We start from the raw sequence: 26246 nt of genomic DNA, 5'->3' as shown, positions 1-26246 counted from the left end.
ATATTGTCTGTAGCCATAAAGGTTGTAAGTAAAAAATAACTGATAATTGAAATTACAGTTGATAATGAGAGCCTTTATCATTACCATCCCAATACAACAACGCGCTATCTGATTAACATGATGAATTTTCTAAAATCCAGTTTTATCCTTATTTCTGCATCAATAGCTTTGCCCATTCACGCCAATACGCTTGATGACGCAAAAGCGATTCAAAATAAAACCAACGCAGCTTCTGCCGCGAGTCAAAAGAAAATCGATAAGAGCTCAGATTCTGCAATCGAATTGCAGGCTGAAATTGAACAGCTAAGCGAGCAAGTAAAAAACTTAGAAGTGTATCGAAATCACTTGCAGGCTCTGGTGGATAACCAGAAACAAGAAATGGTGAGTCTGGATAAACAAATTGAAGAGATCAAAGATACTCGTCAGGGCATAGTGCCTCTTATGTACCAGATGATTGATGGTTTGCAGACTATTCTTGAGCAAGACAAACCTATCCGTTTACAAGCGCGTACTGATCGTCTTGAACAGTTAAAGTCTCTTATGCCAAGAGCAGATGTCAGCGATGCTGAAAAATTCAGAAGAATTCTCGAAGCCTACCAAATCGAAATGGATTACGGCCGTAAACTTGGTTCTTATCAAGGCCAAATTAGCTTAAATGACAATGAGTCAGTCGATACCGATATTCTCTATCTTGGTAGAGTGGCTTTAATTGCCCGTAATCCAAATGCAACCCAATACTGGACTTGGAATCAAGCGCAGAAGCAATGGCAACCGCTTGAAAGCAGTTATAAATCAGACCTTGATACAGCTTATAGTTTAGCGGCGAAACAAATAGCGCCAACGCTGATTACTCTGCCTGTGTCACTTGTTAATGCGGAGGCAAACTAATATGAACAACAAATTTGCTCCGTTACTCTGTGCTGCGTTATTGATTGGTGCTAATGCATCTGCAGTTGCTGCGACGGATATTGTTAGCCAAGCGAAAACAGAAAATACCGTTCAACGTAATCACGATGCTAAACGTGAAGCGGAATTTAAACTTACTGAACAACAACTGAAGGATAAAAAAGTTCAGTTAATGGCGAAGCGAAACAATCTGCAAAGCCAAGCTGACAAACTTTCTGCCGAGTTTTCTAAAAATGAAGATTCACTGGCACGTTTAGAAGAAAAACTGCGTCTAGAGACGGGTAGTCTCGGCGAAATTTTTGGTGTTGTTCGCCAAAACGCAAAAGAAATCCAAGGGGATCTTTCCCAATCAGTGACAGGTGTTGATCGCCAAACCAATGCTGGCGTGATTGAAGATATCGTTGCTGCTAAATCTTTGCCTTCGATGACACAACTGACGGGTTTGTGGCAAGCGATGCAAGAGCAGATCACAGCAAGTGGAGAAACTTCTACCACAAACGTAACGCTGATTGATGGTGAAGGTCGCAAACAAACGGTTCAAGCTACTCGTCTCGGAGCTTTTGGACTGGTTTCAGAGCAAGGTTATTTGCAGTGGAATAATGGTCGCAAAGATGCTGTCGCGTATTCGGTTCAGCCTGAAAATGCACCAACACTAAACTCGTTAAAAGCTTTAGAAAACGGCAATGTTTCTTCTGTTGTTATGGATCCGTCACACGGTATTCTGCTGGAGCAGTTAGCCTTGACGCCTACGCTTGAACAGCGCGTTGAAGCGGGTGGTGTGGTCGGAAAAATTATAATTGTGCTATTGGCTATCGGTTTAGTGATTGCTTTATATCGTGGTGGTTCACTGGCTATTGCTCGTCAAAAGATTTCCGCACAGCTTAAAAATCCACAGCAGCCAGGCAACAATCCGCTCGGTCGAGTTCTTTCTGTTCACGACAAAGAAAAGCATCGCAGCGTAGAAGCTTTAGAACTGCGTCTTTTAGAAGCTGTCGTTGATGAACAAACAGGTTTAGAAAAAGGTTTGTCAATGCTCAAACTGCTAGCAGCACTTGCGCCTATGCTTGGCCTGCTTGGTACCGTAACGGGTATGATAGAAACCTTCCAAGTGATCACTCAGTTCGGTAACGGCGATCCTAAAGTGATGGCGGGCGGTATTTCGATGGCGTTGGTGACGACTGTTTTAGGTCTTGTTGCTGCTATGCCGCTGTTACTTGCCCACAATATTTTAAGTACTCAGGCAGAGAACATTCGCAATATTTTGGAAAAACAGGGTATTGGTTTAGTGGCAGAGCAAGCTGAACATGAAAGCAGCGAAACCGGTTCTGCGAAGATGGTCAATGCGGCGTAAGGGTTGAAAATGCAAGCTGACTGGTTAATGCCACTCAATGACCTGTTTTTACCACTGACTGAGTTTATGGCTCAGGGTGGAGCAGTATTGTGGTGGTTGGCTGCGGTTGTTGCGGTGTATTGGTTGTTGGTTATCGAGCGTATTCTTTTTCTGGTGTTTACTTTTCCTAAGCAACGTAAACAGTGGATTGAGCAATGGCATCAACGTAGTGAGCATCACTCATGGCATGCTCACGCCATTAAGCAAGGTTGGATTGGGCAAGCACACATCGCATTAACTCAGAATCTCAACGTCATTAAAGTGATGGTTTCTATCTGCCCAATGCTGGGTTTACTAGGCACAGTGACGGGGATGATCTCAGTCTTTGATGTGATGGCAACTCAGGGCAGCAGCGATCCAAAATTAATGGCGTCAGGTATTTCACTGGCCACATTACCGACTATGGCTGGTATGGTTGCTGCGTTAGCAGGTATGTTTGTTCATGCTCGTCTAGTGAAAACCTGTCGTTTGTTAGAAATGAAATTAGAAAAATCTTTAAGGAGTCAACGATGAGACTCGGTCGACGTCAATCTCAGCAAGAAGAGGCTCAAATAGACCTCACTTCGATGTTGGATATCGTATTTATCATGTTGATTTTCTTCATCGTGACAAGTTCATTTGTTCGTGAATCAGGCGTGGAAGTTAATCGTCCTACGGCTTCAAATGTCGTCAGTCAAAAAGATGCGGGTATTTTCGTAGCGATTACCTCTGCGAACGACATTTTTATTGATAAACGACAAGTGGATGTAGAAAGAGTGCAGGCGACACTAGAGCACCTGTTGCTGGAACAACCTGAAGCTTCGTTGGTTATTCAGGCTGACGAACATGCGTATAACGGAACTGTCGTGCAAGTGATGGATGCAGCCAAAGGTGCAGGGGTTAAAAGTATTGCACTTGCCGCGGAGAAACGTTAATGCTGCGTTTATTGTTCGCTATGCCGATAGCTGTACTTATCTCTCTCAGCTTGTTCGCATTTATGGCTTGGATGGTTGATAACGGCAATCAAGGTGCACCAAAAGCGAGCCAGCCTCTTAGCTTCAACATGGTGATGTTAGAGCAAGAAAACCAAGTGCAACGCAGACAACGAAGTGTTCCAGAACAACCAGAATTACCAGAGCCACCGCCTGAATCACCGGTTTCTAAAAAACAGACTGCTGTAGCAAACAGTTCTCAGCTTTCGAGTGTTCCATCACTAGGTTTAGATACAGCGATCAATGGTATTGCTATCAATGCACCAACCTTTGGTGATATTGGTGCGAATCAACAAGCGATGCCGCTACATCGTGTCGAGCCGACATACCCAGCCCGCGCTTTACAAAGGGGGATTGAAGGGTACGTGGTGATGAGTTTTACCATTGATGAAACAGGGCAACCAACAGATATCGAAGTTCTGGAAGCTGAACCTAAGCGAGTGTTTGAGCGTGAAGCGATACGTGCGCTAAGAAACTGGAAGTATCAGCCTAAACTGGTAGATGGCAAAGCGGTTACTCAACCCGGACAATCTGTGAAATTGGAGTTTAAGTTAGCCAAATGATGAAACGAATGATCATCTGTCTATTACTGATAAGTTCCGCATCTTGGAGTGTTGCGGCGGAACTGAGTCAGTATGCAGCAAATAAAGCACTGAAAGCTAATCAGTTGGCGCAAGAGAACAAATTGCCTCAGGCGATTGAAACGCTGAGAACAGCCGATGTTTCCCGAGCTTATGACAAGGCTTACTTTTCTCGAATGCTTGGCGTTTTCTATTGGCAGAATGAACAGCTCAAACCGGCCATCACTGCTTTGGAACAAGCGGTTGTTAGTGGCGAACTCAAAGATGACCAAGGTTGGTTAACAGAGCGTATGTTAGCAGACCTGCTTCTGATGAATCAGCAGTATAAGCAAGCATTGCCTCATTACTATCAGTTAAGCAAAAACATACCAACGACCCAGAACGCCAGCGAACTATGGTTGCGAATTGCTCAAGTTCATTACCAGATGGAGCTGTGGCAAAAAACACTGACTGCAATCTCTGAATATGACAAATTCAAACAATCGGATAGCGTGACTCCACTTTCTGTTAAGTTGGGAGCACAGCTTCAGCTTGAGCGCTGGGAGCAAGCTATTCCAACCCTTAAGAAGCTGATTAATCTGGAGCCACAACGTAGTAACTGGTGGTTGCAACTGGTTAACTTGGAGCTGCGAACCGGCAAGAAAAAAGATGCATTGAGCAGTTTAGGTTTAGCTCAATTGCAAAAAATCGAATTGAGTGATGCGGATTTACGTTTATTAGCTCAGCTTTATGCGCATAACGGTATTCCTGAGCGTGCAGGGCTTGTATTAGAGCTCTTGAAAGAAGCGCAGACGAATGTGGATTTAATCACTGAGCGTGCTTATTACTGGCAACAAGCAAAAGAGTGGGATAAAGCAATCGATGCTTGGGCATTAGCTTCTAAATTCGATGCGAAATACCACTGGAATATTGCTCAGATACTTCTGCAACAAGCCCGCTATGATGATGCATTATCTGAGTTGGATAATGTCAAAGAGAAGGGCAAACAAGCTCAAGTTGCTTTAGCCCGAACCAAGGCTCTGTATAAACTTAACCAACTCGAACCAGCATTGATTGAAGCGAAGAAAGCCAACAATCTTGAGCCATCAGAAGAAGCAAAAAGCTGGATAAAGTATTTAACGCAGCTACGCAAAGTAAAAGACAACCAAACTTCTTAAGAGATGGCCTATTTATAGGCTATTTTCTTGTAATGATAATGGTTTGCAACTGGTAATGATAATAGATATTATTTGATAAATTCTTAATGCTACAGCTATTATCAATGGGTTTATCCACTCTACATTTCGAAAAATTATTCCTTCATGCCAGACAGATAACGCCATACTTGGATGGCTGTCTTGAAGAGACAACCACATTCAATGAGCCGCCTCCTTCTTTAAGTCCTGAGTCGATTGAACGGCTTTACAATGAAATCGCCGAGCGGAATCCAGAAGCTGGTCAACCGTATTGGTTAACTCGCACATGGGATTTGCTTTGCTGGCAGCCTGTTTTCGTTTCTTTCGTCGCGATTTATGCACAGCGAGCACTACCTGACGTTTCAACCATTTCTCAAAACAAACAGAACTGTTTTATCGCAGGGTTTAGTTTTAGAGACCATGAATGGACACATGCCCGTCGAGCAACACTGATTAAAAAAGCGGGGCAGCAATTATCTCACCTGTTTGAAACTTATAGGGATGCGATCAATCAATGGGGAAGAATTCGTCCGGGGTTCACGCATCATCTACTCGCTGATCATCTCCTTAATTGTTTAGTACGTTTACAAGAAATCAGACCAAGCTACTCAAACAACACCATCCTTAGACATGCGCAACTTTGGCTAGAGGCTTTCGATTTGCCACAAAAGCATATCAGTAACCTCAAAATTGATAGCACCACCAACAAATTAAAACTGGTCAGAACCAGTTGTTGTCTGGTCTATAAATGTGAAGGGCGGTCACTATGCGCAAACTGCCCACGTCTCGAAGCAAACAAATTGACGAATCTGATTACAGCTAAAGAAGTTACTGCTTAATCGGTTATATCTATCCAATTGATAAATCAAACCCATTTGCGAGCTTAACCACTAAGATTTATCTTTATACGGTTAGAACAATAATAAGGGTTTAATAATGGCAGAACAGAAAGCGTTAGTAGTAGAAGGTGGGGCGATGCGTGGCATATTTGCTAGCGGCGTACTTGATTCGTTTATGGAACTAAACCACCGCCCATATAATTTTGTAATGGGTGTTTCTGCTGGTGCTTCTAATCTTGTCAGCTATTTGTCTAATCAACCGTTACGCAGTTACCAAGTGATTACGCAACTTGCTACCAGTAGCGAATTCTATAATCCGCGCCGCTTTTTAAAAGGTGGTGATTTGGTCGATGTTCGCTGGTTGCTTGATGAAGCGAATAAACGTTATCCCATTAATGAAGAAGCGCTTTTTTCTTCAGTACCATTTTATGCTGCCGCGACAAATATCCAAACAGGTAAGCCGGACTACTATCAAGTAAAACCAGAAAATTTTGTTACGGCAATAGAGGCGACTTCGGCGTTACCTCTCGTATATAAGAAAACACCTTGTTTTGATGGGCAATGCTATACCGATGGTGGTGTCTCAGATTCCATTCCAGTTAAAGAAGCTTATCGTCGAGGAGCCAGAGATATTACCGTCGTACTTTCACACCCAGAAAGTTACGAAATGCCGAAAGTAAAAAGCAAATGGATGATGAAAAAACTCTTTGCCCGCTATCCGGAAGTGGCGAAAGCCGTCACTGCGCGAGCTGAAAAATATAATGGTTCGCTTGAATTTATTCGTAATCCACCGAAAGACGCTCACATACGGGTGATTGCACCACCAGAGCATTTTGCAGTTAAACGCCTAACCATGAACAAGGCATTGTTGGATCATGGATACAGCATGGGATTGATTGCAGGTCGTATGCATGTTCACGGTTTGAAAGAGTAGGAGCACATTATGAGCTTTATAGAGAAAATCGTCGTGTTTGTGTGTGAAATCGACACGTATCAGAGCGTAATAGCAGGGTTAGAAGATACCTATTTAGAAAGTGAAAACGACTAAACCGCATATGAAAAAGGTCAGCAATTGCTGACCTTTAATCTATTGTTGTAAAGCAAATTACTTAGACGCAAAATCCAGTTGAATTTGCTCATCCTGTTTTTGTATCCACAATAATCTGAAACTCAGCATTATGGCAGCAGAACTTAAACCCACAATAAAGCCTATCCAGAAACCTTTGGCACCCATTGGTTCAACAATCCAGTCTGTCATTGCCAGTGCATATCCGGTCGGTAAACCAAGCAACCAGTACGCTATAAACGTTCGCACAAAAATAGCATTCATGTCTTTATAACCACGCAGAGAACCTGCAGCGATAACCTGAATTGCGTCGGTACATTGATAAATAGACGCAAAGATCAGCAATTGCATCGTCAAGTTAATCACTTCTCTGTTATCGGTATAGAGATACGCGATTTGTTCGCGGAAAATCACCGTCAGGGCAGCGGTCAATAATGCCGTTGCTACACCGAAAAATAGTCCCACATGCGACGCGACAGCGGCACCTTTAACATCTTCTTCACCCAGAGTATGTCCTACTCGAATTGATACTGCCGCACCAATACTCATAGGTAACATAAAAATCAACGAAGAGAAGTTAATGGCTACCTGGTGTGAAGCAACAACCAATGAACCTAAAGGAGCTAAGGCAACAGCTACAACAGCGAAGAGTGTGACCTCAAAAAAAATAGAAGCTGCAACAGGTAATCCAAGTTTGAATAAGCGCCATTGTGGCTTGAATTCTGGCTTATGGAAGCGTTCGAACAACTTGATGTGCGCAAGACGGTTCGATGTCGCTACATAGAACAACAACATCAGGAACATCAGCCAATACACAATCAGCGTTGCTACGCCACAACCAACGCCGCCAAGAGCCGGTGCGCCTAACTTACCATATACGAAGATCCAGTTGAGCGGGATGTTGATCAATAGGCCAAAGAAACCAATCACCATCGCGGGCTTAGTCAGAGACATACCCTCAGCAAAACTGCGCAATACCTGAAACAGCAAGAATGCAGGTACGGCAAAGATCATCGCAGTGATATAGCCAATGGTTTTTTGCGCCATTAAGGTTTCAACGTCCATCACTTCCAAAATGGCACCAGCTTGAAGAAGCACTATGATGGTTGGAATCGAAACGATTAGAGCTAAAAATCCACCCTGATGTATAACAGATGCGATTTTATGCTGTCTTCCAGACCCATTTAACTGGGCCACGACAGGCACTAATGCCATCAAAAGGCCAATACCAAATAGAATGGTCGGCATCCAAATGCTCGAAGCAACCGATACTGCCGCTAAGTCGGTAGCGCTTACGCCACCAGCCATAACGGTATCGACGAAACTCATACCTGTTTGAGCAATGGAAGCAATGAGAACTGGCGTTGATAACTTTACTAATTTTTTTATTTCATTTTTATAATGTTGCACAAACTTCTCCGAACGGAATATTTACTGCTTAATTAATCGGCGGGTCGTACTGGTGGGAATGATAAAGAAATGTCACACTGATCACCACGAAAAACTGTCGGAAATACTAAATGTTTACTGGGATTGTGCAAGGCATGGCGAAAGTCGTGGCTATTGATAAAAAAGACAAATTTCAAACCCATGTTATTGAGCTAGAACCCTTATTAAATCAAGGGATATCGATTGGTGCTTCTATCGCTCACAACGGATGCTGTTTAACCGTCACTCATATCGATGAAAATCGTGTTTCATTCGATTTAATGCAAGAAACGCTTAAGCTAACCAATTTAGGGGAGCTTGAAATCGGCTCGATGGTCAACATCGAAAGAGCAGCAAAATTTGGTGATGAAATTGGCGGCCATACGATGTCTGGTCACATTATGGATACCGCTACTATTAAAGACGTGATTGAAACACCAAACAATAAGACGATTTGGTTCGAGTTATCACCTCGATATATGAAGTATGTTTTGCCGAAAGGATTTATTGGCTTAGATGGTTGCTCGCTGACAATTGGGGAAGTCAGAGAGAATCGTTTTAATGTTCACCTCATTCCTGAAACGTTACAGAGAACGCTCTTTGGTCAACGCGTGGTGGGTGACAAAGTGAATGTTGAACTTGATCCACAAACTCAAGCGATTGTAGATACCGTTGAACGAGTGCTGGCTGCCAAACAATAGGTTATTTGCCAGATCAAAAATCAAAGGCGGTTAGAAGATTTGTTCGTCATCCGCATCGACTTGAAGTTCTACTGTGTCTAACTGTTCGTTGACCATCAAATTCATGTGAATCGGATTACAGCAAGCAGGGCAGTCATCATAAAACTCTTGGCTGCCATTTGAGGAATCCAAAGTCACAGGAACATGGTGCCCACAATGGGGGCATAGAATCGATTTTTGTATAAAGTTTTTCATTTTGATTCTCGCTCTTTTTCTTTTGTTCTCATTTTAATAGTAAGACGAGAAGTTGATTCTGAACGAGAAATAAGTGCAATTTTAGACCTTGTCACAAAGAAAAAAGAGCTAAAGTCTATTAGCTCTTTTCTTGTTTATTTTTAACAACATAGAAGTCTAATCAATAAGTTTAGAAAGACAGAATTTTCTTAACTAGATACTCCGCTTCATCTAAGTAATGACCACCAAAATGATTGTAGTGATTCAGTATGTGATAGAGATTATAGATGTCTTTTCGTTCGACGTAGCCAAAGTCTAAGGGCAGCACTTCTTCATAGGCTTGATAGAACTCTGGTTGGAAGCCATTAAACAGCTCGGTCATGGCAATGTCACATTCTCTGTCACCCCAATAAGTTGCAGGGTCATAACAGATAGGACCAATTGGCGAATTTGCGACATTCTCGTTCCACAAATTACCATGCAACAAAGCTGGTCGGGGAGTGTGGTTTGCGAGTCTTTGCTTAATCACGTCAACGAATTCGTCTATGTTGACCAAATGCACACCTTTTTCATGCATCAGTTGAAGTTGCCAGCCAATTCTTTGTTCCGCAAAAAACTGACACCATTTTTTTGTCCAATTGTTTGGTTGAACAATACAGCCCAAGTAATTATCAATGTCGAAACCGTATTCTTTCTGGTCACCCCATTGATGTAACTTAGCCAGCTCAAGTCCGAACTTAAAACTGTTCGTCGCGTCATCAAGAGGTTTGGTAACGAGATAGTTCAGGATAATAAATGAGTGATCTTTGGTACTGCCGGTAAGGACATGTTCAGGAACATGAATACTGCTGCTCTCTCGCAAAACTCGGAGGTTTTCAGCTTCAGCTTCAAAGTTGGGTAAAAAATTGCGGTCATTAAGCTTCACAAAATACCGCTCTTTACCGTCGGTAATCATATAACTTTCACTAATGTCACCGCCTTGTAGTTTTGTTTTCTCTACAAGATCGAATTGAAACATTAAAGTATCTGAGAGTTGCTGGGTGATAGCTTGCCACATAGTTTGAACTCCACGACCGTCTTTTAGTCCATATTAGTTTAGAACAATCGATGTGACTTTACTGAACCGTAAAGCAAATAATTTCATTAACTTAGTTTTGTTAGACAGTTAATCCGCATATTTGTGAACTTACTCATAAAACGTTTCACGAACGATATTGCCTTTTGATTGAATAGAAAGTCACAATGAGTTTAACAAATGATTTAGTCGCTAACTGAGAGTATAAAGTCTATAGCTTTCTTGCACTAAGTTAGACTTTTATCAATGAATCGTTTGAAATTTTATCAAGCAAACATATCAAATGTGTGAAATTTTCCTCACATGGCTTAGTATTATTGAAGGTACAGTGAGTTACTGGTGACGAAGCAGTAAAGCGGAGAATTAAAGTGGTTGTAGAAACCGATGGTTATTTAGCGCTAATAGAACATCTTGCGTTCAACATGGATGTATTCACCCGTGGCGGTGACACCGGTAAAGAAAGCGTAGAAGATGTCGTTACTGATATGGTAGCGAGTAACATAATGGCTGTTTTCGAACAGAATCCTGAACTTCATTCAAGTGTACGCTTTCAACTTCTTAAAGAAGCGGATTCTGTAGTGGAGGATTTAGGAGAGGTGTTAGCTGGCGTATGGGCAAAACCCGCAACGAACGATCAAATCATTTTTCTGGATGAATACATAGCACTGGTTAAAAATTTATTTGATACCGCGGTAGCGACTTACGATTAAATCAATCAGTCAAGCTATCCACTCTTCTGAATTGCCAAAATTTGGATGCCCAATAGGGGTTATCAAGACGAGATATGATGACCCCTTGCGAAGTGGATGCATGCATAAATCTAAGATTCCCCAAATAGACCCCAACATGATTCGTTGTTTTTGACGTTTTAAAGAAAACAAGGTCACCGTATTTGGCTGCCTTATAACCGATATTTTCGCCAATTTTACTTTGTGATGTGGTAGTTCTAGGCAATGGAAGCTGCCATGCGTCACGATAGGCTATCTGCACAAATGCAGAGCAATCAATTCCATTTTTATTATTCCCACCTAAACGGTATGGCACGCCTTGCCACTGGTTATAGACGCTAAAAAAAGACGCTTCTCGCTCGGTAACTTTTTCTATTCCAATATTTGAACCCAACAACTCTTTATCTTGAGTTGTTGAATATTTCGAACTCTGATTCTGAGCACATCCAGTGACTAAAGAAACCATAAAAACCCAATACATAGGGCGTCTAATTATTGGTTTATGAAATAAATGTGTCATAAAAATTACCTAATATACCCATCGTTATATTTGAACTGGTACTGGACTGCCTTTGAAATGAATAATTCTGCCAAGCACCGAATAACGTTTTCACTTATTCAAACACTTTCCTTTATTTTTATCACCATAACCATACTTGTCATAGTGCTTTCTGTCACGAGTGTTCGTGGTATCGACAAAATAGGTTATCAATTTAGCCACTTATCAGAGCGAGCATTACCGTTATCAACTAACAATGCAGCGTTAACTCAAAATATCCTTGAGCAAGCGAAATATATTGGTTACAGCACCAGAGTAAAAACAGTCGATGAATTAAATAATATCCGTGCTGAATTATTGACGCTGGATCAAAATGCGGATCTTCGTCTAGAAGAGATGAAAGGAATTACTCAGGAGTTCGGTACGCTTATTGCTCCAACCGTTCATCAGCAACTAACAAGTAATATTGACGAGTTTTCTAAATTTTCTGCTGCAATTATACAGTCACAACAAACTCAGCTTGAGCAAACTGCCAAGATCGCCGAGCAGGCAACAGGATTCCGATATGGATTAAGTTCAATTGGGCCTGAAATGAACCGTATCGCGTCTTTCTTAGCAATAGATAATCCTGAGTCAATGGATGCCGCGAACCGCTTTGTTGCTGCTTCAGGAGTGATGGAGAGTACCTTCCTGCTCTTTATGGTTCAAGAAGACATGGAACTGGCGCAAAAAGAGTATAAAGAGCTGAAAACTCGTATTTCTGGTTTAGAGCTGGCGTTTGATGATTTCAAAGAGTGGCATCCTGATATCAGTGAGTTTGCAAGCCTGACTGCGCCTTACCAAATGGTTCTTGAAGGGTTCAAAACTGGCGGCATTCTGGATCAAATCATGGTTCGTTTGGAAACCGCACAAACACAAAACGCTGATTTTACGCAAGCTGCCTTGATGGCAGATACCATTGCGGCACAGCTTTCGGAACTGTCAGATATCACAACCAGCATTATTCAAACCAAAGAAACAGAAGTGCAAAATACCATCAGTGAAATAACACTGGCGTTACTTGTCGGCGGTGGTGTATTGGTTGCTATTGTTGTGCTCTCTTGGCTTGGTTTACGAGTTTGGGTAAACAAAGGAATGCGTAACATTACGAATCATCTTACGTATATGACAGAGCATGATTTTAGCCACACCGCTCAGTTGGTGGGGCCTATGGAATTCCATGATATTTCAGGCAAGCTCAATCAAGTTATCCTATCTACTAACGAGTCACTGACAACAGTCACTTCCAACTGTGAATCGCTCTATCAGACGGCGCAGTTTAGCCATGATGCTGCGGAGCATTCGAATCAAGGGTTAACTATTCAAAACGAAGCTTTGTTAAGTATGGTAACAACCATCAACCAGTTAGAAGCGTCTATTCGAGAAATCGCAGGGGTAACTAATGATTCCTATACAGATTCCGTGACCGCGGCAGAGCATTCTTCCCAAGGTGTGAAAGCGGTAGAGCAGAATCGTTATAGATTGGAAGCATTAGAAGATTCTCTGAATACCAATGAATCTGCGATGTCTGAATTAGACACCAGCGTTTCACGAATTAGTGAGTTGGTGGACCTCATCACCGGTATTGCAGAAAGTACAAACTTGCTGGCGTTAAACGCGGCCATTGAAGCCGCCCGAGCGGGCGATCACGGCCGTGGCTTTGCTGTAGTTGCAGATGAAGTACGTAAACTGGCAAAAGACACAACACAGCAAACTGGTAGTATTCGCGATATGATGAGCCAGCTTGAAGCTTCTGCAGCAAAATCACGTCAAGCAGTGATAGATTCTAGAAATGAAATGGTGTCGGCGCTTCAATCAAGCGAAGAAGTAAAACTGACCTTTGCGGATATCGAAAGTGCTGTAAACCATATCAGAGCGAGAATAGAGCAAATTTCAGTTGCCACTGAAGAACAAGAGCGTGCGACAGCGGATGTCAGTCGTTCAATCGTACAGATTTCTGATCAGGCAACACAAACAAAGCAGCAGATAGAGTCTATGGTTGATAGCTCACAACAAGTGGCAAACATCGCTGGGCAACAAAAAGCGATGCTTGATAAATATGCTCTGAGCTAATCAACTCGTCATTCTCTATTTCTCTCTAAATGGTTGGGTAAGCATTTTATCCAGCCATTGTTCTCTAGAACGCTTGAACATCGGTAAGCCAATTCTCATTTCATCATGACCCAAATAAGGCTGGGCGATGTAAGTACCAAACAAGCGATCCCAAATAGATAAGAAAAAGCCAAAATTGGAGTGGGTTTCGCGCTCAATTACCGAGTGGTGAACTCGATGCATATCCGGTGTCACAATCAGTTTGCGTAGCCATGAATCCAGTTTTAACGGCAGTCTCGCGTTGCTGTGATTGAACATAGCGCTGGCGTTTAGCACAATTTCAAATGTAACCACCGCCCAAACCGGCGCACCAATTAAGGTGACGGCTCCGATTTTGATCCACATGGAAATCAATATTTCGATAGGGTGGAATCGTGCACCAGTCGTCACGTCAATATCCTGATCAGCATGATGCATGCGATGGAGTCGCCATAGAAAAGGGATGCTGTGGAACATGATGTGTTGCCAATAAATCACGCCATCAAGTAATACAACGGAAAAGATAAGCGCCCAGGTTGGAGAAACATTCAGCCAGTTCATAAGACCAAATGAGTGAGCTTCTGCCCAACTAGCTGCTGAAATCGCGACGACCGGCATTAACAGGGCGATCAACACACTGTTTAAACCGACTAAACCTAAGTTATTTATCCAGCGGATCGACTTGCTCTGAGAAAGATGTTTACGAGGTGCATTTGACTCCCAAAATGCACAAATCAATAACACAAGAACAAAAAACGCTAGTCTGATGGTTTCTGGTTGGTAGGACATATCCACCTCCGTGTGATACCCATTTACGGTTTTACAATGCTTATGTAATCCAATCATCGTCTCCAGTTCAAATTGCGCTGGAGAACTCAAGTAACAGCAGTTAAACTCTGCGCCACTTTTAGTCATTCTAAGTATTCAGTACTTCAAACGTTTCAGTACTTCTACAAAATATGAGAATCCATGCTTTCCATCGTTTGTACCAATATCGGCTCGAACGATCAACAAAACCTTTTCTTGCTCGCGGCTGCAAAATTCAACGTTGCGCTTATTGTAATGTCGGTTTGACGCATTGTTTATGTCAACACCAGCCTGACATTGAGACGCAAGTAGCGGTTTTACTTATTGTTTCTCAGCAGGAAGTCTTTAAGCCAAGTAACACGGGCAGACTTATTGCCGATACAGTAAAAGAAACTTATGTCTATCAGTGGAGTCGCACAGATCCTGATTCTCAGATGTTAGATCTTTTACAGAATCCTGCTTATTTTCCTGTGCTCGTTTTTCCTGCTGAAACAGAAGAAGAACATTCAAGAGTCATGAATCAAGTTGAGAGTATTGCTTCTGGCAAAAAGCCATTGCTTATCTTTGTCGATGGCAGTTGGCGCGAAGCAAAACGAATCGTTCGAAAATCTCCTTATCTCGCTGACTTGCCATTGATCTCCATCGAGCCGCAGGTACTTTCACAATATGTGATGAGAAAGTCGGACAATGAACAGCATCTTGCCACCGCTGAAGTTGCCAGCCTCGTACTGGACAAGTTTGGTGAGCGTCTTGGCGCAGAAACTTTGCGTTTATGGTTTGAAACGTTCAAAGAAAGCTATCTGTTAGGTAAAACAAGAATTAAACCGAAAGAAGAAAAAACCGCACTGAGAGATTATTTGCTGTTTAAGCAAAATTTAGATTGAGACTCAGCACTCAATACTGCTTCACATTTGCGCAATCAGCACTTGTAGCCGGATAAATAAGTGTTTGGTCACGGATTGCATAGGGTCGGTTATGGATAATAAGCCAATATTTTTTAATCGCGAATTAATTGTGCAGATATCAGATAGATACCTTGAATTGAAATCGGATAACAGATGGTGCAATTGGTGAGTGAGTCGATTTTAATGATTTCCCTATTACCGGGATAGAGTAGGAGAGGTTTGCATGTATTACGGCTTTGATGTCGGTGGCACTAAGATTGAATTTGGTGCGTTCAACGAGAAACTTGAACGTGTTGCAACTGAACGTGTTCCGACACCAACGGAAGATTACCAACAGCTTGTTGAAACCATTGCTGGTCTTGTCGCTAAGTATGATGCTGAATTTGGTGTAGAAGGTACGATTGGTTTAGGTTTACCGGGTATGGAAGATGCTGACGATGCAACAGTGCTGACAGTAAACGTTCCATCTGCAAAAGGTAAACCACTACGTGCCGATCTAGAAGCTAAGATTGGTCGCAGTGTAAAAATTGAAAACGATGCGAACTGTTTCGCTCTTTCTGAAGCATGGGACGATGAGCTAAAAGACGAACCATCAGTGCTAGGTTTGATCCTAGGTACTGGATTCGGTGGTGGTCTTATCTATAACGGTAAGGTATTTTCTGGCCGTAACCACGTTGCGGGTGAAATCGGTCATATGCGTCTTCCTATTGATGCATGGTTCCATTTAGGCGGTGATAAAGCACCACTTCTAGAATGTGGCTGTGGCAATAAAGGCTGTATGGATAACTATCTTTCAGGACGCGGTTTTGAGCTGATTTATGCTCACAACAATGGCGAGAAAAAGAAAGCTATCGACATCATCAACGCTTATAACGAAGGTGAAGAGAAAGCAGTAAAACATGTTGATCTGTTCATGGAACTGTTAGCAATCTGCTTTGGCAACATATTCACTGCACATGATCCACATGTTGTGGTTCTTGGTGGCGGTTTATCAAACTTTGAGTTGATTTACCAAGAAGTTCCTAAACGCATTTCTAAGCATCTACTTTCTGTTGCTAAATGTCCGAAAATCATCAAAGCAAAACACGGTGATTCAGGCGGCGTACGCGGTGCCGCATTCTTGAATATCAAGTAATGCAGTAGAGAATAAAAACGAAGAAGGGCTTGATTATTCAAGCCCTTCTTTTTTACTTCTAATTGCTTACTTAACTTGAGGTTTTGGCTTTTTACCTACACCTAAGTTTTCTTTAGGTTTCATGGTGATGACACCAAAACCTAACTTTTTGAAATGGTTGTCGCGATAGTTGCGAACTGCCTTAGAGTCAGAAATAAGTTCTAGCTGCAGCTCCATTTTCAGATAGTCTGTAATGTCTATGCCTTCTGCTTCAGCAACAGCTTCGTGGATATTTCTGTGCTGTTGGTAAGAGAAAGTCAGCGTCTTCTCTTCATCTTTGTAGGTATAAATAATTGTGCGAGCCATAGCTTCTCTCGTTTGCAGCAAATTCTAAGCGCTAGATTCTGCCTTGAAGTGGGATAATTGTCACGCTTTCGCCGACTTTAACTGTGTCTACTGCCGGAGATATTTCAATTAAGCAGTTAGCTTCGCTCATCGAGCGTAAAATCCCTGAACCTTGTTTTCCTGTCGATTTCACTGTCAGCTGTCCAAGTTCATTAAAGCTGTAAATGCCACGAGTAAACTCAGTTCGCCCTTGGCGAGAACGGAGATCTTCTGTTGCGACCGCAGGAACTTTCAATGGATTCCAGTTTACTTCACCTTGCATTTTACGCAGTGCTGGCTCAACAAAATTAATGAACGAGACCATAACGGCAACCGGATTACCCGGCAAACCAAAGATAGGTGTGTTGTTAATTTTTCCAAACGCGAGAGGGCGGCCGGGACGCATGTTGATGCGCCAGAATTCTATTGTTCCCAAAGATTCTAGGGCAGACTTAATGAAATCAGCATCACCAACAGATACGCCTCCAGAGGTCAAAACAACGTCTGCCGATTGAGAAGCGTTGTTCAAAGCATTCACCATGGATTGCTCATCATCTTCGATGATTCCAAGGTCAATGGTCTCACAGCCTAGGTGGGTTAAGAGCCCCATGAGTGTGTATCGATTAGAATCAAAGATATGAGATTCACTGGCTGGTGTGCCTGGAGCCTGAACTTCGTTGCCTGTAGAAAAAATAGCCACTTTTAATTTCCGATAAACCGGAGCAAGGTTCATTCCCAAAGACGCCAACATGCCTATTTCAGGTGAAGATAAACGCTGACCGATGGAGAAAACATTTTGGCCAATGGCTAAATCTTCGCCCGCTTGGCGGACATTCTGACCTGCTTTGATTGTTGCACTGCCAAAAGTCACGGTTTCACCAGTTACGCTTGCTTGTTCACGCATGATGACAGTGTCAACGCCTTGCGGAACGGCAGCTCCAGTCATAATTTTTACTGCCTGACCATGTTCAACAACGTTAGCGTAACTGTCGCCAGCCATAATCTCTGCGACCACTTGATAGTGTTCTATGTTTAAGTCATCGCCACGTATAGCAAAACCATCCATAGCAGAGTTTCTGTAGCTCGGCACATTCACTGGCGATGTAATGTCTCTCGCCAATACTCGGTTATATGCGTTTGGCAACTCAGTAGTCTCAACATCTGTCAGCGTCTGAACGCGTTCGAGTATCGCTTGTCGTCCTTGTTCTACCGATAAAAAAGCAGGAGACAAGGTATCACAGCTACCCGAGGTCGGTTTTTCTGTGCCAAAACCTTTTGCGTAATCGACAACAAACTGCGCGATAGCATCTAAATTGTTGATGTTAAGCTGCGGGAGTTCGCTTTCAACTACTTCGTCTGCAGCAATCGCGATGATGTTTTTATCGTTTGGGTACAACCACGGTTTATTGAGTTCGTTTCTGTGTAACTCAACTTTAGGGAAGGCAATGTTTTTACAACCTTCGACCAAGATTATGTCTAGTTTTTCGCAGTCAAAACGACTAAGCAGATAATTGAATTCTGCTTCGGCATCCGGAGTTTCTGTCATCATTACATGACGATTACGTGAAGCGATGAGCATTTGGCTTGCACCAGCTTTGCGTAATCGATAGCTGTCTTTGCCTGGAATATCGACATCAAAGTCATGATGAGCATGTTTTAAAACACCTAAGCGAAGTCCAGCATTCGTTAATTTAGGAATGAGCGCTTCAAGCAATGTCGTTTTGCCTGTTCCTGAGTATGCGGCGAAGCCTAATAAAGGCAGAGAAGGGCGTTGAGGACTCATATTTGTAACGCTCCGAATTGCGCCAGTTCATCTGGCGTATTTAAATTGACAAAACACTGTGGCGAATCACTGAAGTCGATGTAGTCAGTGTGGCAGTCGTTATAAAGCAAGATTATCTTTCTGTCGCCACGCTCTAAGAATGCAGTGAGTTTTGGCAAAACACGTTTATGGTAGAGCGTAAATACAGGCTGAGAATGCTCTCCATCGTGGGCAACAATGATATCGCTTTCGTCGTTGACTGCGTGACAGAAGCGCTCAACAAGATCATCGGAAATTAACGGACTATCACAAGGGACAAAACCGACCCAATCCGTCTGCGCGTTAACTAAGCCACTGTGAATTCCCCCTAAAGGTCCGGGGAAACCAGTGAAACTGTCGCTGATGACGGTTCCATAGTGACTATATTTATCGAGATTACGATTGGCATTGATCAGAATTTGCGAAGCCTGTGGCTGCAATCGTTCAATGACATGTTCAATTAGCGGTTTGTTATTAAGCTTAATAAGCCCTTTATCATTTCCACCCATTCGAGTCGCTTGCCCACCGGCAAGAATGACCCAACTAGTTTGAGAGGGAAGTAACATTGGTTCTCTCTTTTTCTGGTTTTACTATGTGTAGCAATGGTGTTTCGATCAGTGTGCAATCATTAATCCACCACTGTTTTTTGCATATTGCGGTTAATGCGTTGGCTTGATGGCTCGTGATGACAAGACTTGAACCTCTGGCCAACAAATCTTTTGCCATTATAACCAGTCTGTCGATAGATTCCTGATCAAGTGATGCACTCGGTTCGTCCATGAGCAAAATAGAAGGGTTAAGAATCCAAGCGCGTGCCATTGCCACACGCTGCTTCTCACCGCCAGACAAAACCGAGATATGTTCATCTGCCAGTGTTTCTAAACCAACCATTCGCAAAGCACTTATTACGGTAGAACGTTTTTCTTTTGCACTCAGTGCCGAAAATTTAATTCCGTACAGTACGTTTTGATACACGGTAGCATCAAACAGGTACGGGGTTTGATGCAGATAGATAACTTGATGACGGGCGGACGAATGAACAACTCGCTGCCACCAAGGCAAAGAGTTTGAAACACTTCCAGTGGAAGGTTGCTGCAAACCCGCCAAAATTTTAAGTAAGGTTGTCTTTCCAACACCATTATCGCCTTTTAGATAAATAGCATCGTTTGGCCCGATAGACAGATGATCGATGTGGAACAGCACTCGATCTTTAAAGCGCATTGATAACTTTTGAGCGTTAAGTGTTATTGTCATTCTTATCCTTACGTTCTCAAAAAGCCTTTTCCACGCATTGCGGAAAGTGCAAAGTTCAAGGCCAGTGCTAAGCATAGTAGCACCATTCCTAATGCAACTCCTTGAGCAAAAGCGCCTTTATGGCTCTCCATAGCAATGGCGGTAGGGATGTTTCGCGTTAAGCCCATAATATTTCCGCCAACCATCATAGAACAGCCCACCTCGGTCACGATTCTTGAAAAGCTTGCGATCACGGCCGCTAATAACGGAAAACGTGTTTCCCAGATAATGGTCGCTGCAATCCGTGGTGTCGAAGCGCCAAGAGTCATAGCGGTTTCAACAGAACGTCGATCACTGGATTGCAAAGTGCCGTGCATCATAGACACCAGAATAGGGAAGCAAATCAGCATCTGACCTAAGATCATTGCCTTTTGGGTGAAAAGTAATGACCAGTTTCCCAATGGCCCAGAGCGTGAAAGTAACATATACAACAACAGGCCAATCACGACAGTTGGAACTGCTTGAAGTGTGTTTATCACTGACAGCAGAAGCCATTTGCCGCGAAAGTTGCTATAGGCAAGCAAAAACGAAAAAAGCATCGCTGGAATTAACACCACACAAATAGCTGATAATGAAACGCTAAAGGAGACCGCAACGATCTCCCAGAGTTCAGCGTCAAAATTAATCAGTAATCTCAGTGCGTCTTGGGTAGTTTGCCAAAGGCTCATACACGACCGTTATTTGTCTGCGTTTGCAACAAAAAGTTGTTGTCCGTTAAGGGTAAAGCTGTTGATTTTCTGTTGTCCTTCTTCAGAAACTAGCCAATCACTAAACGCTTTTGCTGCTTGATAATTGGTAGCAGGGTAACGCTCTGGATTGATAAGAATCACTTGGTATGGGTTAAACAGTTTGTCATCGCCTTCAAAAACAATTTTAAGGTCCAGTTTATTCTGATAGGCCAACCACGTACCACGGTCAGTCAGTGTATAGGCTTGCAGCTCAGAAGCCATGTTGAGCGTTGGCCCCATGCCTTGTCCTACAGACTTATAACCACCAAAATTTGGTTCAATTTTAGCTTGAGCCCAGATGCCCAATTCTTTCTTGTGTGTGCCGGAATCGTCACCACGAGAAATGAATGTCACACCGTCTTTGGCAATATGGCTAAAAGCATCAAGGACATTTTTCTGTTGCGCGATTTTAGCGGGATCGCTGTTTGGACCAACTAAAACAAAATCGTTGTACATCAGTTTGCGAGGCAGTACACCGAATCCTTTATCAACGAAGTCTGCTTCTGCTTTAGGTGCGTGTGTCATAACCAAATCAACATCACCGTTTTCACCCATTTTTAGTGCTTTACCTGTACCTGTCGCGATGACATCCACTTTATAGCCGGCTTCTTTTTCAAAAATTGGCAGTAAGTAGTCTAACAATCCTGAATGGTAGGTACTGGTCGTGGTGGCTAAACGAATGCGTTGTGTATCATCCGCACTGGATGCTGAATAGCTGACTAAAACCAATGACGTTGCTGCAAGAGCAAGAGAAATCTTATTATTCATTATGAAATCCATTTTAATTTTATTCATTGTGGGCTGAGCTAGATCGAGCGCCAATTTATGTCTAAACGATGAGTGAATCTGACTTATAGCAGAACAGACATAGCAAACTGGATGCCACATTTAAAACTAGGCTTTTTGTATGGGAATTAGACAATATCATGATTAATCTTACAAAATTAGGCGATAGCGCACATTTGTAGGGACAAAATGTCTCAACATGGGCACATCAGTAGTATGGTTATGTGAGTCGTTCTGTCCTAATGAATTATCGTTGAGAAACTCATGAGCAATACAATAGATTCAAAGCAAGCTCCTTTATATCAGGCGTTTTCGGTTCTTGTTGTCGATGACGAAATGGGTATGCAGGCCATTTTGAAGAAAGCCTTAAGCAAATGGTTTTCTAAAGTGGATTGTGCGAGCTCTATTGAAGAAGCGGAATTACTGCGTACCGCCAATCATTACGATTTAATCATTCTCGATATCAATTTACCTGGCCGATCTGGCATTGAATGGGAAGAAGCCTTCACCGACGAGTATCATAAAGCCGAAGTGATCTTTATGACGGGCTATGCCGACTTAGAGACAGCAATCAGAGCGCTAAAACTCGGTGCCTCAGACTTCATTCTTAAGCCATTTAACCTAGAACAGATGATGCAGGCTGTTAAACGCTGTATGGATAAATGCTTAAGTGCCCGCATGCAATATGCGTTGAAGCATGACTTTGAGCGCCATACCACAAGTCAGATTATCGGCCAGTCAGAGAAAACGAAACAACTCAAACAGCTAATCTTGCAGTTTGCCCCTTCAAGAGCTTCGGTATTGATTGAAGGTGAATCGGGAACTGGTAAGGAGTTGGTAGCGCGTGGTATTCACGAGGCCAGTGGCCGAAAAGGCCCATTTGTTCCGGTTAACTGCGGCGCAATTGCTCCTGAGTTGTTGGAAAGTGAATTGTTTGGACACACTTCAGGCGCATTTACTGGCGCGAAAAAAAGCCGTGAAGGTCTGTTCCGTGTGGCTAATGGCGGCACTCTATTTCTCGATGAAATTGGTGAGATGCCACTCACCATGCAATCTTCTTTGTTGCGAGTATTAGAGCAACGAGCCATTCGCCCAGTAGGTTCTGAGAAAGAGATAAACGTTGATGTTCGAATCGTTGCTGCGACAAACCGCAATCTGCAAAAAGAAGTCGAACATGGTCGTTTCCGAAGCGATCTCTATTACCGTCTAAACGTGCTCAAAATTGATGTCACACCTTTACGTGATCGAAAAAGTGACTTAAGAGAGTTGGTACCATTCTTTACGCAAAAACTGTGTAAAGAACTGGCAGTGCCTGTTCCGAAGTGGGCGCATGAAGATGTCAGTGCGATGAACGATTATGATTGGCCGGGCAATATCCGAGAACTAAAGAACCTTATAGAACGCTGCATCTTGCTGGGTAAGCCGCCCGCTCATTATTGGCGTGAGATGAATGGTATAGCACATCCAACGAATGTGTCAGTGACGGTGTCACATGTCGCAGGCGTACCTGAGTACATTGAAAACAAAAAGCGAGATAAGGCAACGGGTTATCCTAATGCTTGGACACTTAAAGATGTAGAGCGTGCGCATATTGAACAACTGGTTGATTTCCATGAAGGAAATAAATCAGCTGCTGCGAGAGATCTGGGTGTGGCAAGAAAAACGTTAGAGCGTAAGTACAAAGAGTGGGAAAGCGAAGGTACTGAAAATGTGGAATGATTTTCCGCTATGGCGTAAATGGAAACATCGCTTTCAGACCATGGTTCGCTACCGTCTTTTGATTCTGACGTCCGTTCCCATAGGCTTTACCTTACTTGCGTTGATTGCAATTTCAGTCTATTGGTCTCTTCATTACACATGGCAGAGTACACTTGTTGATGTTGCCGAAAGACTTGGCGTTGCCAATAAATCAATTTCAATCCAACAACAGAATCAGGTGAATCGGATTCAGGCGCTAGCGGATTCTTATGAGTTTCGAGTGCGTTTGAACGGTCAGTCCATCAGTTCTGTAGACGTTTGGGTGAAAAACCAAAAACAGCGCTATCAACTCGATTTCCTGACTTTCCACCCCATTAACTCAACAGAAAATGAGGCTCACTATACTGAGCTGAGCCAAAATAAAACGTCTTTTGATGTGCTTAGTGGCGAAGAACTACACGAGCTAGAACCGAGCTTAGCGCAACGCGCAAAAGTCAAAGAGTTGAGCGGCGAAGCGGTTGAGAGCAGAGGTTTGGTCAGCCGTACAGTAGTGACGGTATATGACAGCAACAATAAAGCGATTGGCTTTCTGGATGGTGGTGAGTTACTGAATAACAGTAGCGGATTAATCGACGAAAATCGCGATATTGTTTATCCGTATACACACGATAAGTTAAGGCCAGTCGGTACCGTCACTTTGTTCTTGGATGATTTACGCGTCAGTACCAACGTGCCGCTCAATAGCGATGAAAGAGAAGGGCGAGCCATCGGTACCCGAGTATCTAACGAAGTGAAACAAGCCGTTCTTGGTCGTGGTGAAGACTGGATTGATCGAGCGTATGTGTACGATGCTTGGTATATCACTGCTTATCAACCGATTCGAAATCAGAATAACCAAGTAATCGGTATGCTCTATACCGGCTATTTGATGTGGCCGTTTGTCAAAACTTACCTTACCAACATCTTTGAAATCGCGGTGACAACGTTAGTACTGTTGGCATTTTCAGGTCTGTTTGTCTATCGCGGGTCACGTGATCTTTTCCGACCGATTGAGCGTATACATCGTGTAGTGAAGCTTGTTCAATTGGGTAAGAACCAACGCATCGGTCCGCTTGGCTTAGATGAAAAACACGAGTTAGCACAATTGGCGAAGCAGTTTGACAACATGCTGGATCTGCTCCAACAACGAAATGATGAAATTCAGAACGCGGCTAACGAACTGGAAGAAAAGGTTCACTCTAGAACGACGAAGCTGAGAGAAAAAACCGAACAGCTTGAACACCATATCGAATTACTGCATACCACGCGGGATAAACTGATTGTGCACGAAAAGCTGGCGGCTCTCGGTGAACTGACAGCGGGGATAGCCCACGAGATCAATAACCCAACCGCGGTGATCTTGGGTAACACGGAGCTTATTCAATTTGAATTAGGCGAAGAAGGCGCTCGCATTGAAGAAGAGATTCAGGCGATTTTGGAACAGGTGGATAGAATCCGAAATATTACTCGCAGTTTGCTTCAATATAGCCGACAAGGCGGCGTGCAAGATGAAATTACCTGGCAGCATGTAAACCCAATCATTGAAGAAAGTATCACACTGGTGAAAACTGGCGCCAAAAAGCGAGATATTGAGTTTGTTGTCGATCTTAACGCTCATAAATCCGTCGAAGTTAATCGCCATCTGCTGTTGCAGATTCTAGTTAACTTACAGATGAATGCTATCCATGCCATGAATGGTAAAGGCAAACTGACAATACAGAGCAAAGACTGGTTTGAAGAAGATCGCTGTTGCGGAGCCATTATTACAATTGAAGACGAAGGGTGCGGTATTAAGCCAGAAAATCTCAAACGTATATTTGATCCTTTCTATACCACTAAACGTGATGGTACGGGGTTAGGATTATCGGTATCTCAAAGTATGCTCAGCCAAACTGGCGGCGAGATCAGAGTCCACTCTGAAGTCGGCAAGGGCAGTGTATTCAGTGTTTTCCTGCCAGTTAAGGCAGAAACAGACCTGATTATCGCTAAATCAGTCTCTTAATTTCGATAACGCAAAAAAGCAAAATGCCTCGATACCGAGGCATTTTGTTATCAGTCTAAAACTACCGTTTCAAACAGTAGCGAAGGTCTATTGTGCGTGAATCGCAATCTTCGGTGGTTTAATTCCGTGTTGTTTGAACTCATCCATGACCCGCAAAGTAATGTCTGTCTCAAACAGCTTCTCATACGCTGTATCCACCACATAAGCTTTACAGGTTAGCTGAACCGCCAAATAGTTATCCGTAATAGTCTGCTTAACCAATACAGTGACAGGTTTGGGTAAATGAATGTAACGACTGGAAGAGGCGGCTTCTTGGATAAGATTTCTCGCTAAAACGATGTCTTCATCCATACCGATATAAAATGGAATCACCACCTGCATATCTAGAGCTCCATAGTTACCACTGACAGCCACTTCGTTTAAGAACTTGTTATTTGGGATGGTAATAATGTCGTCTGAGAGAGTACGCATACGGACAGAACGTAAGCCAATGGTGATGATGTCGCCATAATGCCCCTCAAATGTGACGCGGTCACCAACTTGAAACGGGCGGTCAATCATAACCGTCATTCCAGCGATAAACGATGCTGCCAAGTCTTTTAAAGCAAAGCCCACAGACACCGCTAACGTACCGCCGATTAAAGCTAAAATATGGTCATTGATCCTGAAGCTGAGGACAAACACCACCACACCAGCCCCCATGTAAATAAAGAACTGGAGAAACGACTGGAGCTTTTGCAGCAACATGCGATATTGCGCAAACTGACTGCCAATCGTCTCAACTAATGAGCTCATGAACTTCAGTAACAGCCAAGTGGCAGCAATGATCAGAATAGAGAATAGCACGCCGCTCCATCGGACTAAGCTGGCGATCTGTTGAAAGCTCTCCGCGTTGACGGACTCTTCACTCGCATAACTTGGCAATGCGAGGCAGAGTAAAACTAAAACAATAAAACGTGAAAACATGTGAGTAGTACTTTTCTTCAT

Annotated in this window: 27 protein-coding genes; 15 read left to right on the top strand and 12 right to left on the bottom strand. The window is 43.0% G+C overall.

From position 1 onward, the window contains the following. Positions 1 to 120 precede the first annotated feature (120 nt). The 8 genes from L3V23_RS17860 to L3V23_RS17825 all read left to right on the top strand — a co-directional run bounded on the left by L3V23_RS17860 (position 121) and on the right by L3V23_RS17825 (position 6796). Positions 121 to 888, top strand: a complete 768-nt coding sequence (locus L3V23_RS17860) for a DUF3450 domain-containing protein (protein WP_180980330.1) — start codon at positions 121 to 123, stop codon at positions 886 to 888. A gap of 1 nt (position 889) precedes the next feature. Beyond that, the gene (locus L3V23_RS17855) at positions 890 to 2257 is read left to right on the top strand and encodes a MotA/TolQ/ExbB proton channel family protein (protein WP_102966546.1); all 1368 of its coding nucleotides are present in this window, start codon (positions 890 to 892) and stop codon (positions 2255 to 2257) included. Between the two features lie 9 nt (positions 2258 to 2266). Further along, on the top strand, positions 2267 to 2809 hold the full coding sequence (locus tag L3V23_RS17850) for a MotA/TolQ/ExbB proton channel family protein (protein ID WP_102966547.1): 543 nt from the start codon (positions 2267 to 2269) through the stop codon (positions 2807 to 2809). After that, positions 2806 to 3210, top strand: coding sequence for a biopolymer transporter ExbD (locus L3V23_RS17845; RefSeq protein ID WP_042482271.1), 405 nt, complete (start codon positions 2806 to 2808; stop codon positions 3208 to 3210). Before L3V23_RS17850 ends, L3V23_RS17845 begins: the two co-directional genes overlap by 4 nt. Next, entirely contained in the window at positions 3210 to 3830 is a 621-nt protein-coding gene (locus L3V23_RS17840; RefSeq protein ID WP_102966548.1) for an energy transducer TonB, read from the top strand. The genes L3V23_RS17845 and L3V23_RS17840 overlap by 1 nt, the downstream gene beginning before the upstream one ends. Continuing rightward, entirely contained in the window at positions 3830 to 5005 is a 1176-nt protein-coding gene (locus tag L3V23_RS17835) for a BTAD domain-containing putative transcriptional regulator (RefSeq protein WP_180980331.1), read from the top strand. Before L3V23_RS17840 ends, L3V23_RS17835 begins: the two co-directional genes overlap by 1 nt. Before the next feature lie 86 nt (positions 5006 to 5091). Next, complete coding sequence (locus tag L3V23_RS17830; RefSeq protein WP_237292683.1) at positions 5092 to 5862, top strand: siderophore ferric iron reductase; 771 nt, start codon at positions 5092 to 5094, stop codon at positions 5860 to 5862. Between the two features lie 97 nt (positions 5863 to 5959). Continuing rightward, positions 5960 to 6796, top strand: a complete 837-nt coding sequence (locus tag L3V23_RS17825; RefSeq protein ID WP_102966550.1) for a patatin family protein — start codon at positions 5960 to 5962, stop codon at positions 6794 to 6796. Between the two features lie 171 nt (positions 6797 to 6967). On the opposite strand, the gene L3V23_RS17820 is transcribed toward L3V23_RS17825, so the two are convergent. Continuing rightward, positions 6968 to 8338, bottom strand: coding sequence for an MATE family efflux transporter (locus tag L3V23_RS17820; protein WP_102966551.1), 1371 nt, complete (start codon positions 8336 to 8338; stop codon positions 6968 to 6970). Positions 8339 to 8448: 110 nt separating this feature from the next. Between L3V23_RS17820 and L3V23_RS17815 the strand changes: the two genes are divergently transcribed. Beyond that, the gene (locus tag L3V23_RS17815; RefSeq protein WP_042482282.1) at positions 8449 to 9057 is read left to right on the top strand and encodes a riboflavin synthase; all 609 of its coding nucleotides are present in this window, start codon (positions 8449 to 8451) and stop codon (positions 9055 to 9057) included. 30 nt (positions 9058 to 9087) lie between these two features. Here the strand turns inward: L3V23_RS17815 and L3V23_RS17810 are convergent, their stop codons facing one another. Both L3V23_RS17810 and L3V23_RS17805 read right to left on the bottom strand, forming a co-directional pair. Further along, the gene (locus tag L3V23_RS17810) at positions 9088 to 9291 is read right to left on the bottom strand and encodes a CPXCG motif-containing cysteine-rich protein (RefSeq protein ID WP_102942012.1); all 204 of its coding nucleotides are present in this window, start codon (positions 9289 to 9291) and stop codon (positions 9088 to 9090) included. A 169-nt stretch (positions 9292 to 9460) separates the two neighbouring features. Then, entirely contained in the window at positions 9461 to 10327 is an 867-nt protein-coding gene (locus L3V23_RS17805) for a fructosamine kinase family protein (RefSeq protein WP_042482286.1), read from the bottom strand. 386 nt (positions 10328 to 10713) lie between these two features. Here L3V23_RS17805 and L3V23_RS17800 point away from each other — a divergent pair, with 386 nt between their 5' ends. Continuing rightward, the gene (locus L3V23_RS17800) at positions 10714 to 11055 is read left to right on the top strand and encodes a DUF3802 family protein (RefSeq protein WP_042482288.1); all 342 of its coding nucleotides are present in this window, start codon (positions 10714 to 10716) and stop codon (positions 11053 to 11055) included. Between the two features lies 1 nt (position 11056). On the opposite strand, the gene L3V23_RS17795 is transcribed toward L3V23_RS17800, so the two are convergent. Continuing rightward, positions 11057 to 11593 (bottom strand): NlpC/P60 family protein, encoded by a 537-nt coding sequence (locus L3V23_RS17795; RefSeq protein ID WP_237292681.1) that lies wholly within the window; start codon positions 11591 to 11593, stop codon positions 11057 to 11059. Between the two features lie 57 nt (positions 11594 to 11650). Here L3V23_RS17795 and L3V23_RS17790 point away from each other — a divergent pair, with 57 nt between their 5' ends. Beyond that, positions 11651 to 13684, top strand: coding sequence for a methyl-accepting chemotaxis protein (locus L3V23_RS17790; RefSeq protein WP_102966630.1), 2034 nt, complete (start codon positions 11651 to 11653; stop codon positions 13682 to 13684). A gap of 15 nt (positions 13685 to 13699) precedes the next feature. On the opposite strand, the gene L3V23_RS17785 is transcribed toward L3V23_RS17790, so the two are convergent. Further along, a complete protein-coding gene (locus L3V23_RS17785) occupies positions 13700 to 14491 on the bottom strand; it encodes a sterol desaturase family protein (protein ID WP_042482291.1) in 792 nt (263 codons plus the stop codon). A 170-nt stretch (positions 14492 to 14661) separates the two neighbouring features. Here L3V23_RS17785 and L3V23_RS17780 point away from each other — a divergent pair, with 170 nt between their 5' ends. Both L3V23_RS17780 and nagK read left to right on the top strand, forming a co-directional pair. Continuing rightward, a complete protein-coding gene (locus L3V23_RS17780) occupies positions 14662 to 15393 on the top strand; it encodes a tRNA-uridine aminocarboxypropyltransferase (protein ID WP_102964188.1) in 732 nt (243 codons plus the stop codon). Positions 15394 to 15637: 244 nt separating this feature from the next. Then, positions 15638 to 16549, top strand: coding sequence for an N-acetylglucosamine kinase (gene nagK / locus L3V23_RS17775; RefSeq protein WP_042482296.1), 912 nt, complete (start codon positions 15638 to 15640; stop codon positions 16547 to 16549). A gap of 66 nt (positions 16550 to 16615) precedes the next feature. Here the strand turns inward: nagK and L3V23_RS17770 are convergent, their stop codons facing one another. Genes L3V23_RS17770 through L3V23_RS17745 form a run of 6 tightly spaced genes read right to left on the bottom strand, consistent with a single transcriptional unit; the run spans position 16616 to position 21502 of the window. Then, positions 16616 to 16894 carry a DUF2960 domain-containing protein gene (locus tag L3V23_RS17770; protein WP_042482298.1) on the bottom strand — a complete coding sequence of 93 codons (279 nt, stop codon included), beginning with the start codon at positions 16892 to 16894 and terminating at the stop codon, positions 16616 to 16618. Between the two features lie 31 nt (positions 16895 to 16925). Continuing rightward, entirely contained in the window at positions 16926 to 18695 is a 1770-nt protein-coding gene (locus L3V23_RS17765; protein ID WP_102966552.1) for a bifunctional molybdopterin-guanine dinucleotide biosynthesis adaptor protein MobB/molybdopterin molybdotransferase MoeA, read from the bottom strand. Continuing rightward, on the bottom strand, positions 18692 to 19279 hold the full coding sequence (gene mobA, locus L3V23_RS17760) for a molybdenum cofactor guanylyltransferase MobA (RefSeq protein WP_102966553.1): 588 nt from the start codon (positions 19277 to 19279) through the stop codon (positions 18692 to 18694). The genes L3V23_RS17765 and mobA overlap by 4 nt, the downstream gene beginning before the upstream one ends. Further along, complete coding sequence (locus tag L3V23_RS17755; RefSeq protein WP_102966554.1) at positions 19257 to 19967, bottom strand: energy-coupling factor ABC transporter ATP-binding protein; 711 nt, start codon at positions 19965 to 19967, stop codon at positions 19257 to 19259. The genes mobA and L3V23_RS17755 overlap by 23 nt, the downstream gene beginning before the upstream one ends. An 8-nt stretch (positions 19968 to 19975) precedes the next feature. Further along, positions 19976 to 20674 (bottom strand): ABC transporter permease, encoded by a 699-nt coding sequence (locus L3V23_RS17750; RefSeq protein ID WP_102966555.1) that lies wholly within the window; start codon positions 20672 to 20674, stop codon positions 19976 to 19978. Between the two features lie 9 nt (positions 20675 to 20683). Continuing rightward, entirely contained in the window at positions 20684 to 21502 is an 819-nt protein-coding gene (locus tag L3V23_RS17745) for a substrate-binding domain-containing protein (protein WP_258004318.1), read from the bottom strand. A 282-nt stretch (positions 21503 to 21784) separates the two neighbouring features. On the opposite strand from L3V23_RS17745, the gene L3V23_RS17740 reads away from it, so the two are divergent. Then, positions 21785 to 23239 (top strand): sigma-54 dependent transcriptional regulator, encoded by a 1455-nt coding sequence (locus L3V23_RS17740; RefSeq protein WP_102964183.1) that lies wholly within the window; start codon positions 21785 to 21787, stop codon positions 23237 to 23239. Next, complete coding sequence (locus L3V23_RS17735; protein WP_237292679.1) at positions 23229 to 25259, top strand: HAMP domain-containing sensor histidine kinase; 2031 nt, start codon at positions 23229 to 23231, stop codon at positions 25257 to 25259. The genes L3V23_RS17740 and L3V23_RS17735 overlap by 11 nt, the downstream gene beginning before the upstream one ends. An 87-nt stretch (positions 25260 to 25346) precedes the next feature. On the opposite strand, the gene L3V23_RS17730 is transcribed toward L3V23_RS17735, so the two are convergent. Continuing rightward, positions 25347 to 26246: a mechanosensitive ion channel domain-containing protein gene (locus L3V23_RS17730; RefSeq protein WP_042482313.1), complete on the bottom strand. Its 900-nt coding sequence runs from the start codon at positions 26244 to 26246 to the stop codon at positions 25347 to 25349.

The sequence above is a fragment of the Vibrio sp. A1-b2 genome (genome assembly GCF_021726015.1).
Taxonomy (GTDB): Bacteria; Pseudomonadota; Gammaproteobacteria; order Enterobacterales; family Vibrionaceae; genus Vibrio; species Vibrio diazotrophicus.
Note: the sequence above shows the minus strand (reverse complement) of the source record. Positions and strands in the feature narration are given on the sequence as shown.

Bases quoted from the DNA above. Each gene is read 5' to 3' on its own strand.
- L3V23_RS17860 (WP_180980330.1), top strand. From the start codon at position 121: ATGAATTTTCTAAAATCCAGTTTTATCCTTATTTCTGCATCAATAGCT.
- L3V23_RS17855 (WP_102966546.1), top strand. From the start codon at position 890: ATGAACAACAAATTTGCTCCGTTACTCTGTGCTGCGTTATTGATTGGT.
- L3V23_RS17850 (WP_102966547.1), top strand. From the start codon at position 2,267: ATGCAAGCTGACTGGTTAATGCCACTCAATGACCTGTTTTTACCACTG.
- L3V23_RS17845 (WP_042482271.1), top strand. From the start codon at position 2,806: ATGAGACTCGGTCGACGTCAATCTCAGCAAGAAGAGGCTCAAATAGAC.
- L3V23_RS17840 (WP_102966548.1), top strand. From the start codon at position 3,210: ATGCTGCGTTTATTGTTCGCTATGCCGATAGCTGTACTTATCTCTCTC.
- L3V23_RS17835 (WP_180980331.1), top strand. From the start codon at position 3,830: ATGAAACGAATGATCATCTGTCTATTACTGATAAGTTCCGCATCTTGG.
- L3V23_RS17830 (WP_237292683.1), top strand. From the start codon at position 5,092: ATGCTACAGCTATTATCAATGGGTTTATCCACTCTACATTTCGAAAAA.
- L3V23_RS17825 (WP_102966550.1), top strand. From the start codon at position 5,960: ATGGCAGAACAGAAAGCGTTAGTAGTAGAAGGTGGGGCGATGCGTGGC.
- L3V23_RS17815 (WP_042482282.1), top strand. From the start codon at position 8,449: ATGTTTACTGGGATTGTGCAAGGCATGGCGAAAGTCGTGGCTATTGAT.
- L3V23_RS17810 (WP_102942012.1), bottom strand. From the start codon at position 9,291: ATGAAAAACTTTATACAAAAATCGATTCTATGCCCCCATTGTGGGCAC.
- L3V23_RS17805 (WP_042482286.1), bottom strand. From the start codon at position 10,327: ATGTGGCAAGCTATCACCCAGCAACTCTCAGATACTTTAATGTTTCAA.
- L3V23_RS17795 (WP_237292681.1), bottom strand. From the start codon at position 11,593: ATGACACATTTATTTCATAAACCAATAATTAGACGCCCTATGTATTGG.
- L3V23_RS17790 (WP_102966630.1), top strand. From the start codon at position 11,651: ATGAATAATTCTGCCAAGCACCGAATAACGTTTTCACTTATTCAAACA.
- L3V23_RS17785 (WP_042482291.1), bottom strand. From the start codon at position 14,491: ATGTCCTACCAACCAGAAACCATCAGACTAGCGTTTTTTGTTCTTGTG.
- L3V23_RS17780 (WP_102964188.1), top strand. From the start codon at position 14,662: ATGAGAATCCATGCTTTCCATCGTTTGTACCAATATCGGCTCGAACGA.
- nagK (WP_042482296.1), top strand. From the start codon at position 15,638: ATGTATTACGGCTTTGATGTCGGTGGCACTAAGATTGAATTTGGTGCG.
- L3V23_RS17770 (WP_042482298.1), bottom strand. From the start codon at position 16,894: ATGGCTCGCACAATTATTTATACCTACAAAGATGAAGAGAAGACGCTG.
- L3V23_RS17765 (WP_102966552.1), bottom strand. From the start codon at position 18,695: ATGAGTCCTCAACGCCCTTCTCTGCCTTTATTAGGCTTCGCCGCATAC.
- mobA (WP_102966553.1), bottom strand. From the start codon at position 19,279: ATGTTACTTCCCTCTCAAACTAGTTGGGTCATTCTTGCCGGTGGGCAA.
- L3V23_RS17755 (WP_102966554.1), bottom strand. From the start codon at position 19,967: ATGACAATAACACTTAACGCTCAAAAGTTATCAATGCGCTTTAAAGAT.
- L3V23_RS17750 (WP_102966555.1), bottom strand. From the start codon at position 20,674: ATGAGCCTTTGGCAAACTACCCAAGACGCACTGAGATTACTGATTAAT.
- L3V23_RS17745 (WP_258004318.1), bottom strand. From the start codon at position 21,502: ATGAATAATAAGATTTCTCTTGCTCTTGCAGCAACGTCATTGGTTTTA.
- L3V23_RS17740 (WP_102964183.1), top strand. From the start codon at position 21,785: ATGAGCAATACAATAGATTCAAAGCAAGCTCCTTTATATCAGGCGTTT.
- L3V23_RS17735 (WP_237292679.1), top strand. From the start codon at position 23,229: ATGTGGAATGATTTTCCGCTATGGCGTAAATGGAAACATCGCTTTCAG.
- L3V23_RS17730 (WP_042482313.1), bottom strand. From the start codon at position 26,246: ATGAAGAAAAGTACTACTCACATGTTTTCACGTTTTATTGTTTTAGTT.